The sequence below is a fragment of the Methanothrix sp. genome (assembly GCA_029907715.1).
Taxonomy (GTDB): domain Archaea; phylum Halobacteriota; class Methanosarcinia; order Methanotrichales; family Methanotrichaceae; genus Methanothrix_B.
In genome coordinates this window covers 38,108-50,423 of record JARYLI010000002.1, presented here as the reverse complement: position 1 = coordinate 50,423, position 12,316 = coordinate 38,108, and the positions used below count along the sequence as shown (strand labels likewise).

The following is a 12,316-nucleotide window of genomic DNA, read 5'->3' as shown; positions in this document are numbered from 1 at the left end:
AAAGATCATATCCATCCTGCACCATTATCGGTAATCTGTTAGCTCTGTTATATTCCAGTTTACAAGAGGCGATCTGTTTCGATGCCAAGTGGTCGATATACCAGGATCGAGATAACGCCCGAGGCTTACATGGGACTTGAGGCGGAGGCTATACTCCAGCGAAAGACCCTCAAGAGGCTGGCATCTGAGTTGATTCTCCAGGGGATCTCTCCGAAGGCTCTGAGATTTGTCCATGAGGAGTCAGATCTTGCAGGCAAACCCATGACCAGGGGCAGCATCTCGAGAAGGACGCGGCTTTCAGATGATAAAGAGGCTCTGGAGAAGATAAAGCAGCTCTGGAAACTTGATCCAAGACCATCTGTAAAGGAGATCGCGAGCCTGGTGGGGTACTCGCAGGCGGCCGTCAAAAATCAGATAAAGAGAATGCAGAACAGCGGGGAACTCTCACCATAGCCTTTGCTGACAGAATGTCCGGCATCCCGATGCCCGCCATTATTTTATTTGACACGCGGCATCAATGCGATGCTTGATATAACGATGGGCATCTTTTGTAAGCTGTGCGTCCGGGAATGACCCACTCATTCAGACAGGGCGGCATGGGCATCGGGGTCGAATTGATCGGGCGCAGTTATTGCATGTTCGGTCAGCCAGAGCTGAGCCCGGAGCTGCCGCGGTCGCATGGATCTCACGCGAGGCTCAATTCGATCTGATCAGACGACCCCAGCTCCGGTATGACCGGGATGGAGTCCTCTTCAGGAATGCTCTCCACCAGTTCGCTTTAAGCCGACTGAGATCATCCAGAGTCCTGCGAGCACAGCGATGCCAAAGAATCCCAGAGCAACAATCTCCCAGCCCTGGGGCACATTCGACAGAAGCACAACGCCCACAGTCACGGATCCAAGACCTATGCTCACAGAGCCCATGCGATTGTTTATTACGCTTATCAGTATGCCAGCCCCGATCAGAGCTGCCGCGATATCCAGGAGCACAGGAGAAAGCATGCTTTCCAGAGGGAATGCATACTACTTATAGGTTGTCGCAGCTGTCGGGAACAGCGGACAGGCGGTGCGCCAGATTTTGGCTGTCAAATCACAGAATGCCTGTCAGGAATCTGCCCCGCCTGCATAACACCTACCGTGTGGTCTAACGCTGATTTTCTCAGCTACATGGTAATCCATCCACGGTTCTGTAATACTATAATCAAAATCTTTATTACCCAGTAAGATGAGGTAGCATTGGCACGCGACTTGACCTCCTTTACCTGACATCTCAGGTTTTCCCGATATGCTGGAGAAAGGCTCGAGCGATGCCATCTGGCGCTTGCATTGGGGCAGGCGCCTCCTCTCCTAATACCATCTCTCACAGCAGTGCTCGCAGATGTCGTCATGCGGTGTGATGCATGTTCACATAAATGCGCTAACCACGCAATCGAATCTCTCACAGCACTGGGAGGGAAGTACGATGCGTGAAAATATCCGGCTCTGATAAACCAGGCGATAAGCTCCATTGGTCACCGGTTAAGATTTTATGTAAATATATTGATCACGAAATTTGACAAATTGAGATATCCCCATAGTGGAGAGTTTGATTCAAATCGACCGCCTGTGGACTTGAGTCCTGATAGCAGTACTGAGGCGAGATAAGACTATTAAGTCCAATTCTACACATGTCGATCTTAACCGATGACGCGTGCGATAAGCTCACATCAGCTCAAAACCACCCTCCGAGTTCCAGGAAAAATGTGGATTGAAAACTTCATAAAGCTCGAGGTAGAGACGTCGTTGTTATCCCGGATCTCAGGGTGTTAATTAACATGCTTCTCGGCTATGGAAATTCATCTATCAGGCTTGAGCTGAAGGATGGCTGGGAGGTTCTCAAGCCGAACGAGCTGCCTCCGGCGCATGATGGTGAGATAGAGAGAGCTCTGGACTCGCCCATTGGCGCCGGCCTGGAGGATCTCTCTGGCAGGAGTGCAGCGGTGATCGTGAGCGACATCACCCGACCATCTCCGAGCCACAGGATACTTCCGCCCCTCGTGCGCAGGCTTAAGGGAATAGGGGTGAAGGACCTCAGGGTTGTTTTTGCCCTTGGGACACACCGGCGCATGACCGAGGATGAGGTCAGGCATCTTCTGCGCGGATGTGTGAGACTTCCGCATTTCCAGCATGATACATCGAGATGCGTGCATCTTGGTGAGACCAGCCGCGGCACGCCGGTCGAGATCTTCGATCTGGTGGAGTCCTCAGATCTAGTGATAGGCACAGGCAACATAGAGTACCATTATTACGCCGGCTACAGCGGTGGTGCGAAGGCTCTTCTTCCAGGAGTATCATCTGAGAGATCCATACACCGCAACCACATGATGATGAGGGAGCCAAGGGCTCGCTCTGGATTTCTTGACAGCCCTGTGAGGCAGGACATGGAGGAGGCTGCAGAAATAGCAGGGCTCGATCTGATACTCAATGTGGTGCTGAACAGCAGAAAGGAGATCGTCTCAGCTGTGGCTGGCGATTACATAAAGGCGCATCGCGCAGGCGCAGCGGTTGTGGACAGGATGTACCTGCGGGAGGTGAAGCCCGCGGAGGTAGTCATAACATGCGCAGGAGGCAGGCCGAAGGACATCAACCTCTACCAGGCTGTGAAGGCGCTGGAGAATGCAAAGGGCGCTGCAGCTCCTGGAGGGACCATCATCCTCCTGGCAGAGTGCGCCGAGGGTCTGGGCGACAGGGTATTCGAAAGGTGGGTGAGGGAATGTTCCACGCCAGAGGAGTGTGTTGAGCGCTTTGCGAGAGAGTACGAGTTTGGGGGGCACAAGGCAGCTTACATCGCAGAGCTGGCCCTCAGGAACAACCTTGTTCTGGTATCATCGATACCCAGAGACGTGGCTGAAAGGTGCTTCTTCACGCCAGTGAGAAGCATTGAGAAGGCGCTGGAGCTGGCATGGAGCACGCATGGGAGGGATGCCAGGACTGTGCTGATCCCCCATGGAGACCTCACGCTGACAAGGGCGATGCAGTAATGAGCAGCTTCAGGGCGGTGGTTCGACGGGCCTGTCACAAGGTAAGAATCCTGATGAGAGGGAGTTCCTGCTGGGTCTCATAAAGGAGCTTGAGGATCTGTACGAGAGGCATGATGCCGCGCTCTGCGACATCGAGGAGTGCAGGAGATTCGGCGGCATGCTCGCCAGGCTGCTTGAGCGGCTGGAGGACGCAGGTCAGTACAGGCTCGCGGACAGGGTCATGGATATACTGAGCATCTGCAGCCCGAAGATAGCCTCGCACTGTGAGAGCGCTGAGAGGACGAAGAGCATGATAAGAAGCCTGATCGAAAGGCTGAGGCAGGAGGCGGAGACCGCATAGCTCTGGGCACGCATGCTCTCTCTGATATGCGCAGGACTTCTGTATCGCATCTCCTCCCATTCCGATCGCGAGAGGGGTATCTTTGAACATGCTCAATACGTAGGGATAAATTGCCCTCATGGAAGATTTCTGGATGAACGACTGTGCCAATAGCGGTTTCACTTGATCAGTAACTCAAGTACGCTCACGATATTGAGCAAATACGTATCTTCATCTCTGCAAGCTATTTTATCCATAAGAGCATCTTATCTTTTTGATGCCCGAAGAGCGGTTTGATTGCCAGGTCGTATCATGGGATGAGGCCTACAGGCTGGAGCGGGAGCTTGCATCTCGTATAAAATCCTCCGGATACCGTCCGGATCTCGTGATCGCGATAGGTCGTGGCGGGTTCGTTCCCGCAAGGGTGGTCTGCGACCGCCTTCTGCACACGCAGCTCACAAGCATACGGATCGAGAGATGGGGGGTCGCGGCTCACCAGCTCGAAAAGGCCACGATACGCTTTCCGTTATCTGTGGACATTTCAAACATGAGGGTTCTTGTAATAGACGACGTGACCGACACTGGGGATACGCTGAGCGCCGCGCTGGAGTATCTCTGGAGCCTGGGGCCTGCTGATGTCAAAACAGGTGTCCTGCATCACAAGGTCTCCAGCAGGGTGGAGCCAGATTACTGCTCTGAGATCGTTCAGAGATGGAGGTGGATCGTATACCCATGGGCATTCCATGAGGAGATGCTCGGCTTTGTCGAGCGCGTTCTGTCAGGCAATCCTGTTGGGATGAAGGAGATACGCCTTCGTCTGAGGATGCTGTACGGGATAGATATAAGCGAGCCTGACCTCTCAGATGTGCTGGAAGACGCGATCTTCACAGGGAGGGCTGAGATGACTGCGGGGGGATACGTGAGGGCAGAGGTCTGAGTGGAGAGCAAGACAGTGATCGAAGATCTCATGTGTTGTACGAAAGATATGAGGTTTTGATGACAACTCCCAGAGAGATAGCGATAAAGCTGATCGAGGCGACATCGATGCTTGGCGACCCGAGGGCAGAGGATCCGCTCGTTCCAGCGCTCTCCCAGGCAGACTACTACCGGATCGCGTGCCACATGCTCTTCGTGTGCAGACGATGCGGCACCTGCTGCACAACGGGCGATCCAATAAAGTTGAGGGAGGACGACATCAGGAGGATCGCCAGACATCTCCGGATAACGCCCAGCAGGGCCATGAAGCGGTATGCTGCCCGCAGGGTCTCAGAAACCGGGAAGAGTTTTCTTGCGATGAAGCACACCAGGCCGTGCAGGTTCTATGATCCATCAGCGAAGGGATGCAGGATCTACGAGGCCAGGCCGTGGTCTTGCCGGATATTTCCGTTCCTGGGGATTTACGGATCTGAGGATGCTGTGAAGGTACACACCAGCTGCCCGGGCTCGATTGAGGCTGTCAGAGCCCTCACACAGGCGCTGAGCGAGTTGAAGGAGAGCGGTTACAGGAGCACAGATGATCCGGATGCTGTGAGAAGGGCGAGAAGATGGTTCGACGATGCTCTTCTGAGGCTCTCGCCAGAGTAAGCCATCAGGCAGGGATCTCCTCCACGGACATCATTCCTCTGAGATCCACTGGTATGTGGAGAGGAGAGATCATCGTCCTGTTCTGATCCCAGCTTCCAGGGCAGACACTGAGATATCGATCAGGGTACAGGTCCTGGAACCGCGATCATTCGCTGTGACTCCAGTTCGCTCTCTGTCACATCTTCCTTCCAATTATCAAAGCCACATTCTGGTCGTCATCACTCTTCATATGCCCGGCGTGAACCGGATGATCTCCGACGATCACCATCATTGTCTTTGAGCCAGCTCTTCTGAATATCTCTCCTATGTGGGCGTCTATGGAGACGGCAGCTTTAACGAACCCATCGAGATGCAGACCGTTGTGCGCAGCCTTATCCAGACCTATGAAGTATGATACAACGAGATCCGGATCCATGGATAGCGCCTCGATGGTGAGCTGGCAGATATGATGATCAAACTCATCTGGTGGTAGTGTTCTCGGTACAGCTCCTATGTACTCTATCAGCCCGTCGTAGACCTCTGCGCCACCCTTCTCCATTATTACCGCGGATCTGAGACCGGCTGAGCTCGCCATCTCAGGTATGCTCAGAATCGGCGATCTCTTGGCGCTCTCTGTATCGTATATGCCGTGATGCTCTGGCGTGAGCCCGCTGAGTATTGATGCTATGGCAGGAGAGGTGTGATCCGAGACGTGAATAGCTCTGAAGAGGAAGCCCGAGGCAGCGATCTCCCTCATGTGCCTCAGGTGCGGCAGAAATGATCTGTAAAGCTCATACCCTAGACTGTCGACTATTATCAGAATCGCCCCCCGGCATCTCCACCGCTCGATCTCATCTATTGGCCTGCCATCCGGATTTGGGAGCTGAAATCCAAGCGATCGCGCTATGCTCGGCGCGATGTCTGTCTGGCTCACAGTTCTCATGATGTTCTGGTTTGAGATTGTCTTCACTGCCAATAAAGTTCGCCCTCGAAGATCACACAATACTGACGATATTTTATATAAGCATCAATATCCGGAAAGCTGTTCTGCTATCTCTCTAACCCCACAGCCTGTTTTATGGTTGGGAACTGCCCGAATTTATTGCTTTTTCGTTTATCTACGCGTCTGAGGCAGGCCAACCACTGGGAAGCTATTAATCATACTACCGACTTAAAGAATCATGGTGATCTTTGTGGGGTTTATTGATGAGTTCAAGGAGTTCGCGGTGAAGGGCAACGCCGTGGACATGGCAGTGGGCATAATAATCGGAGCGGCCTTCGGGGCGATCGTCAACTCGCTTGTCAAGGACATAATAATGCCGCCGCTGGGGCTCATCCTGGGAAGGGTGAACTTCACGGATCTGTTCATAGCTCTGGACGGAAAGGCATATCCATCTCTGGCAGCAGCCCAGGCGGCTGGCGCTCCGACCATAAACTATGGTCTGTTCATAAACACTATAATAAACTTCATAATAGTGGCGCTGGCCATATTCATCGTCATAAGACGCATCAATGCCATGAAGAAGGCGCCAGCCCCGCCTGAGCCGAACACGAAGGAGTGCCCGTACTGCAGGGAGACCATACCTCTGGCAGCTGTAAAATGCCCGTACTGCACGTCCGATCTTAAAACGTGAATACTCAGAGATTCAGGCCATAAACCTCTACCAGCGATGCTCTGGCCTTTTCCCTGACGATCTCCGGGAACCGGTCTGAGCTGCAGACTTTCCTGAGAGGCTCTATGGCCCTCTTATCGTTTATCTCTCCGAGAGACCATGCAGCCCATGCCCTGATCTCCTCCAGATCCCCGCTGAGCATGACATCTACGAGCGGATTGAGGGCTTTCGGATTCGCCATCTCGCCCAGCGTTGTCACGGCACAGAGCCGTATCTCAGGGTTATCGTCGCTGAGAGCTGAGACGACAAGATCGCATGCACGATCTGTGCGTATGCGCCCGAGAGCCTTAATCGCCTCAACCCGGACGTCCAGATACTCGTCGCCGAGCAGCGGGGCGATGAGATCTTCTGTCTCCTCGATCGCGAGCTCTCCCATGAAGCCAGCTGCTCTCCTCCTCACCTCCGGATCCTCGTCGCGCAGGAGATCTGCTGCTGCAGGGAGCGCATCCCTCGACTTCAGCCTGGCGAGCGCTGTGACCGCCATGCCCCTCACCATGGGATCTGTGTCATTCAGCAGATCTATGAGCGCAGCCTCAGCACGCAGGCCGCGCAGTGCTGCAGCAGCTCTCAAACGCACATCCCTCGCCGAATCGGATCTCATGGCCTGGACGAGGGCCGGAACTGCAGATGGATCGCCGATCGCCTCGAGCGCGGCTGCAGACCACTCTCTCACCGCACGGTCCACGTCGCTGAGCAGGCACCTCGATAGAGCGTAAACCGCCTTTGTATCGCCAATCTTTCCGAGAGCCCATGCGGCTCTGTAGCGTACATGGGGTGCAGGATCATCAAGAGCCTCGAGAAGGCCGGGAACCGCGCTCTCTCCCATACCCACAAGCTCCCATGCGGCCCTCTGGCTCTCAAAGTAATTCTCGCTCCTGAGCATCATGAGGGGATTTTCGCTGTTCATGCCACACCTCTCTGAATCACGCACAATCAATCGAGCATGATTGGATGATAAGGTTTACCTATATCCCGATCCATGCGTGGATCATGTTTGGAGGCAAGGATCACATCCAGATTGTCAACGGGCATCTCCACATCTCAGGCGCTGACACAGTCGAGATAGCGAGGCGGTTTGGCACTCCAGTTTACGTGACCTCAGAGGATCGTCTCAGAGAGAACATTCGGAGGTATCACAGAGCTTTTCCGGATGCTGATAAGTACTTCGCTGTGAAGGCGAATGGCAACATATCGATAATAAGAATTCTCGCACATGAGGGGGCGGGGGCGGATGTCTTCTCCGCGGGAGAGCTCTACCTCGCAAGGCTCGCAGGCGTCCCCAGGGAGAGGATACTCTTCAACGGGAACTCCAAGAGGGATGATGAGCTCAGGATGGCTGCGACCGCAGGGGTTCGGGTATCTGTTGACTCTGAGGAGGAGCTGGAGAGCCTGAGCAGGATTGCATCAGAGGTGGGTAAGAGCGTCGAGGTCCTCTTCAGGGTCAACCCAGATATCTCGGTGAAGACGCATCCGAAGATAGCCACGGGTCTGAGAAGCTCCAAGTTCGGCATACCTGCGCAGTCTGTGAGGAGCATGTACGAAAAGGCGATGCAGATGGATGGGGTGAAGCCGATCGGTCTACACTGCCACATAGGCTCCCAGATACTCGATGTATCGCCTTTTTCAGAGGCAGCTGCCAGGATGATGGACCTGGTGGGTGAGATCGCTGGTATCGGTGGTGATGTGAAGATACTGGATCTAGGTGGAGGCCTGGGGATACAGTACGATCCTGCGGCATCTCCCGCGCCATCTCCTGAGGATCTCGCGAATGCCATACTCCCTGTGATCGAGAGAAGATCGGAGGAGCTTGGTGTTAAGATGAAGTTGATTCTGGAGCCCGGGAGGAGCATCGTCGCGGATACCACTGTATTGCTCACGAGGGTGAATGTTGTCAAAAGGGCGCACGTCACATTTGTGGGTGTTGATGCAGGTTTCAATGTCCTCGCACGGCCGATGCTCTACGACGCCTATCATCACATTGTCGTGGCGAACAGGGCAGATGCCGAGATCTCGGAGAGGTACACTGTTGTGGGGCCGATATGCGAGAGCGGAGACGTCCTCGCGCGTGAAAGAGCGCTTCCTGTGGTGAAGAGGGGCGACATCCTGGCGTTTCTCGATGCAGGAGCATACGGGTTCTCGATGTCATCTCAGTACAACGGCCAGCCGCGGCCTGCAGAGGTTCTGGTCCACAGCGGAGATGTGGAGCTCATAAGAAAGGCAGAGGACATCAGCGCGCTTCTCGCCTGCCAGATCATACCGCCGAGGCTGATGTGAGTCGTTCAGAACGAATGGGGGCGGCTGAGATACAGTGGACGTTTGAGTTTGCATAGCAGGAGGCTGATGCGAGTCTCTCAGAGCGAATGTGCACCAATCATTGAGGCATTCATCCGGGTGGCAGGTTCGAATTGCTGGCAGTTTCCAGGGAATCAGCATCGTTCAGCATGTCCTTCCTGAATTCGGTGAGACACACGCTGTTGATCTCAACAATGAGGGCACACGGTCTCACCTGGTGCACTATGGAACACAGCACTTGCATGCATGCGTCATCGGTTAAGATCGACATGTGTAGAATTGGACTTAATAGTCTTATCTCGCCTCAGCACTGCTATCAGGACTCAAGTCCACAGGCGGTCGATTTGAATCAAACTCTCCACTATGGGGAGGTCTCAATTTGTCAAATTTTATGGTCAATATATTTTCAGAAAATCCTTAACCGACGACCAATGCACTTGCATGCATCATCTCCAAGATCCTGTGGATGGTGCGTCTCCTGAGATGCAACCACGTGAGCACATGATTTTTCTTATTTTGTGTATATTCATATGTGACATATTGCAGCGATCGTATCAATCCTATACAAAAGGTTTTTATCCTTACGAAAAGTATGGAGCAGTGATACGTATGTCAGATATAGCAAGAAGGACACGATCTGATGTGGCAAGGAGATCGAGAAGCACAGAGGTCTCCAGGAGATCAAGGTCCGAGGAGCTGCCGAGAAGGTCGAGATAAGCCCTGGCACATTCGTCCGGGAAGCACTCTAATTAGGAAAATATATTTTTTATTAGTTTGTGTATTTTCTGGATTTTCTGAATGCCCAGCGGTTTTCATTCCGGCTGTTCTCATCGGATCGCATAATTGAAATAAGAAAAGATTCGATCTCGTATGGGGGTTTTGTCTTGTCCAAGGACATATTGGAGAAGGGTGCAATTGTGCAGCGCGACAAGGAGACATACGCCATAGCTCCTCACATACCTGGAGGCATAATCGACCCGGCCACGCTGAGAAAGATAGCAGACGTTGCTGAGAAGTACAACGCAAAGGTGCTGAAGCTCACTTCTGCTCAGAGGATAGCGATAGTTGGCATCAGGCCTGAGGATATAGACAATGCCTGGAAGGATCTCGGCATGAGTCCTGGCCATGCCATAGGGATGTGTGTGCGGAGCGTCAAGATATGCCCGGGCACGACGTTCTGCAAGAGGGGGCAGCAGGACTCTGTTGGAGTCGGGTTGAAGCTAGACGAGAGGTACCATGGGTATCAGCTCCCCTGGAAGTTCAAGATGGGCGTCTCGGGGTGCGTCAACTCATGCGCCGAGCCCTGGATCAAGGATATCGGGCTCATAGGCACATCGAAGGGCTGGCGTGTCGTCGTCGGAGGGTGCGCCGGCGCAAAGCCGCGGATCGCGCAGGTTCTGGCAGAGAACCTGAACGACGAGGAGGCGATAGATCTCGTGGACAGGATCATCAACTACTACAAGGCGCATGCAAAGAAGCAGCGCCTGGGGGAGTTCATCGAGGAGATCGGCTTCGAGAGGTTCAAGGGCGAGGTGCTGGGATCCTGAAGATCAGAGGTCTGGCTCAAATACTGCCGGAGATGATGTTGCTGTTGGGTGAGAAAATGTCCAAGACAGAGGAGTATCTGAAGGAGGCGTTTGCCGGAGAGTCGCAGGCGAACAGGAAGTACCTGGCATTTGCTGAGAAGGCAGAGAAGGAAGGGTATCTGCAGGTTGCCAGGCTCTTCCGGGCTGCAGCCGAGGCTGAAACAGTCCATGCGATGAACCATCTAAGAGCGCTGAACGCCATACGCTCAACGAGGGAGAATCTCGAGGAGGCAGTGGCAGGCGAGACGCATGAGTTCAAGGATATGTACCCGGAGATGCTGAAGACCGCGAAGGATGAGGGAAAGAGGGCAGCTGAGATATCGTTCCGCTACGCAAACGAGGTGGAGAAGGTCCATGCGGAACTCTACAGGGAAGCACTGGCAAAGCTGGGCGAGTCAAAGGAGGAGTATCCCTACTTCGTATGCCCGGTATGCGGGATGACCGTCGGAAGGGAGCCTCCGGAGAGATGCCCCATCTGCGGAGCCAAGGGCTCGTCATTCAGGCGAATAGACTGAGGTGAATCTCCAGTTCGCGGGGCGGTAAAAATGAGCAACTCCCGCGCCCTGGAAATGGCGGGCACTCCGCTTCGCCCCCTTAAATCTTATCCAGCTTCTCTATGCCGATCTTTTTGACGTTCGGCTTCCAGATCATGTCCGGCATCCACGCGGGCGCATTGGGCGGCTTCGGCACCTGTGTTCTCCAGCCCTTGAAGATGTGGACCTTCTTCGTTCCTCTCTCCCTCAGCCTGATATCCGTGAACCCTCTGTTGGCAGCCTTGAGCGCCGCCTGCCTCGGCTGCTTCCCGCTGAAGACACCGATCTCGTTTCCTTCGGCATCCCTCAATGCGAAGTTCCTTTTCTCAGACTTTTTTTCAGCCATTTTTTATACCTCGGATTATCCATATCCATGGGCTCTTAAGTACTCCTGCATGTATATATCAAATACCCTTATATTAATTTTTTGTTCCATCTCAGGAATTGGTGAAAGTACCTCTTCGCAACTGCTCGATCGATGCGGTCAGACTATAGAAATCGATCGCGTGCGCAATTCGCTCAATGGCATCTCGTGAACCAGCAGGCAGTGTATCGAACTCGCTGCATTTGTCATCGGTTAAGGATTTTCTGAAAATATATTGACCATAAAATTTGACAAATTGAGATCTCCCCATAGTGGAGAGCTTGATTCAAATCGACCGCCTGTGGACTTGAGTCCTGATAGCAGTATTGAGGCGAGATAAGACTATTAAGTCCAATTCTACACATGTCGATCTTAACCGATGACGCATGGAATTCGCTGTAAATTCGAAACTGATCGGTATGCTTCGCGCCAGCATAAGGTCAATTTACAGCAATTTCGGCACACTGCCCCACCACACCAGCATGACGGATCACGATCAGGCGGGAAAACGAAGCGATCGAACGCATAAATGTCAGCGAAAATATAATCTCCTGCAGCCTGCATAAATCCATTCATGACTCAGCAGACTGGCTACAGCAAAAAGGTGATGGAGCACTTCATGAACCCAAGAAATGTTGGGGTCATAGAGGATCCCGACGGATACGGCAGAGTCGGAAATCCGGTTTGTGGGGACCTCATGGAGATCTTCATAAAGGTGAAGGATGAGAAAATAGAGGACATCAGGTTCAGGACTTTCGGCTGCGGGGCAGCAATCGCCACGAGCAGCATGATCACAGAGATGGCCAGAGGAAAGAGCCTGGAGGAGGCGATGAGGATAACAAGAAATGACGTGGCAGATGCTCTCGATGGCCTGCCTCCACAGAAGATGCACTGCTCCAACCTCGCGGCAGATGCGCTGCACGCAGCCATCAACGATTACCTCTCGAAAAAGCAAAAGCATTAAGAT

14 protein-coding genes are annotated in these 12,316 nt (G+C 53.3%); 10 read left to right on the top strand and 4 right to left on the bottom strand.

The window, feature by feature from the left end:
* The first annotated feature begins 81 nt into the window (after positions 1-81).
* Positions 82-453 carry a winged helix-turn-helix transcriptional regulator gene (locus tag QHG98_01855; GenBank protein MDH7596478.1) on the top strand — a complete coding sequence of 124 codons (372 nt, stop codon included), beginning with the start codon at positions 82-84 and terminating at the stop codon, positions 451-453.
* A 299-nt stretch (positions 454-752) separates the two neighbouring features.
* Here the strand turns inward: QHG98_01855 and QHG98_01850 are convergent, their stop codons facing one another.
* Entirely contained in the window at positions 753-1,001 is a 249-nt protein-coding gene (locus tag QHG98_01850) for a hypothetical protein (GenBank protein MDH7596477.1), read from the bottom strand.
* An 812-nt stretch (positions 1,002-1,813) separates the two neighbouring features.
* On the opposite strand from QHG98_01850, the gene larA reads away from it, so the two are divergent.
* The 4 genes from larA (at position 1,814) to QHG98_01830 (ending at position 4,922) form a co-directional block, all read left to right on the top strand.
* Entirely contained in the window at positions 1,814-3,019 is a 1,206-nt protein-coding gene (larA, locus tag QHG98_01845; GenBank protein ID MDH7596476.1) for a nickel-dependent lactate racemase, read from the top strand.
* A 157-nt stretch (positions 3,020-3,176) separates the two neighbouring features.
* Positions 3,177-3,359 (top strand): hypothetical protein, encoded by a 183-nt coding sequence (locus tag QHG98_01840; GenBank protein ID MDH7596475.1) that lies wholly within the window; start codon positions 3,177-3,179, stop codon positions 3,357-3,359.
* 256 nt (positions 3,360-3,615) lie between these two features.
* A complete protein-coding gene (locus tag QHG98_01835) occupies positions 3,616-4,275 on the top strand; it encodes a phosphoribosyltransferase (protein ID MDH7596474.1) in 660 nt (219 codons plus the stop codon).
* 59 nt (positions 4,276-4,334) lie between these two features.
* Positions 4,335-4,922, top strand: coding sequence for a YkgJ family cysteine cluster protein (locus QHG98_01830; protein MDH7596473.1), 588 nt, complete (start codon positions 4,335-4,337; stop codon positions 4,920-4,922).
* A 175-nt stretch (positions 4,923-5,097) separates the two neighbouring features.
* On the opposite strand, the gene QHG98_01825 is transcribed toward QHG98_01830, so the two are convergent.
* Complete coding sequence (locus tag QHG98_01825; GenBank protein MDH7596472.1) at positions 5,098-5,871, bottom strand: alkaline phosphatase family protein; 774 nt, start codon at positions 5,869-5,871, stop codon at positions 5,098-5,100.
* A 211-nt stretch (positions 5,872-6,082) separates the two neighbouring features.
* On the opposite strand from QHG98_01825, the gene mscL reads away from it, so the two are divergent.
* Positions 6,083-6,535, top strand: coding sequence for a large-conductance mechanosensitive channel protein MscL (gene mscL / locus QHG98_01820; protein MDH7596471.1), 453 nt, complete (start codon positions 6,083-6,085; stop codon positions 6,533-6,535).
* A 4-nt stretch (positions 6,536-6,539) separates the two neighbouring features.
* Here mscL and QHG98_01815 read toward each other — a convergent pair whose 3' ends face one another.
* Complete coding sequence (locus QHG98_01815; GenBank protein ID MDH7596470.1) at positions 6,540-7,481, bottom strand: HEAT repeat domain-containing protein; 942 nt, start codon at positions 7,479-7,481, stop codon at positions 6,540-6,542.
* A gap of 83 nt (positions 7,482-7,564) precedes the next feature.
* Between QHG98_01815 and lysA the strand changes: the two genes are divergently transcribed.
* The 3 genes from lysA (at position 7,565) to QHG98_01800 (ending at position 10,967) form a co-directional block, all read left to right on the top strand.
* The gene (lysA, locus tag QHG98_01810; GenBank protein MDH7596469.1) at positions 7,565-8,848 is read left to right on the top strand and encodes a diaminopimelate decarboxylase; all 1,284 of its coding nucleotides are present in this window, start codon (positions 7,565-7,567) and stop codon (positions 8,846-8,848) included.
* Between the two features lie 902 nt (positions 8,849-9,750).
* Entirely contained in the window at positions 9,751-10,413 is a 663-nt protein-coding gene (locus tag QHG98_01805; protein MDH7596468.1) for an NAD(P)/FAD-dependent oxidoreductase, read from the top strand.
* A gap of 44 nt (positions 10,414-10,457) precedes the next feature.
* Positions 10,458-10,967 (top strand): rubrerythrin family protein, encoded by a 510-nt coding sequence (locus QHG98_01800; GenBank protein MDH7596467.1) that lies wholly within the window; start codon positions 10,458-10,460, stop codon positions 10,965-10,967.
* Positions 10,968-11,046: 79 nt separating this feature from the next.
* Here QHG98_01800 and QHG98_01795 read toward each other — a convergent pair whose 3' ends face one another.
* Complete coding sequence (locus QHG98_01795; GenBank protein MDH7596466.1) at positions 11,047-11,331, bottom strand: non-histone chromosomal MC1 family protein; 285 nt, start codon at positions 11,329-11,331, stop codon at positions 11,047-11,049.
* Positions 11,332-11,923: 592 nt separating this feature from the next.
* On the opposite strand from QHG98_01795, the gene nifU reads away from it, so the two are divergent.
* The gene (nifU, locus tag QHG98_01790; GenBank protein ID MDH7596465.1) at positions 11,924-12,313 is read left to right on the top strand and encodes a Fe-S cluster assembly scaffold protein NifU; all 390 of its coding nucleotides are present in this window, start codon (positions 11,924-11,926) and stop codon (positions 12,311-12,313) included.
* Positions 12,314-12,316: the final 3 nt, after the last annotated feature.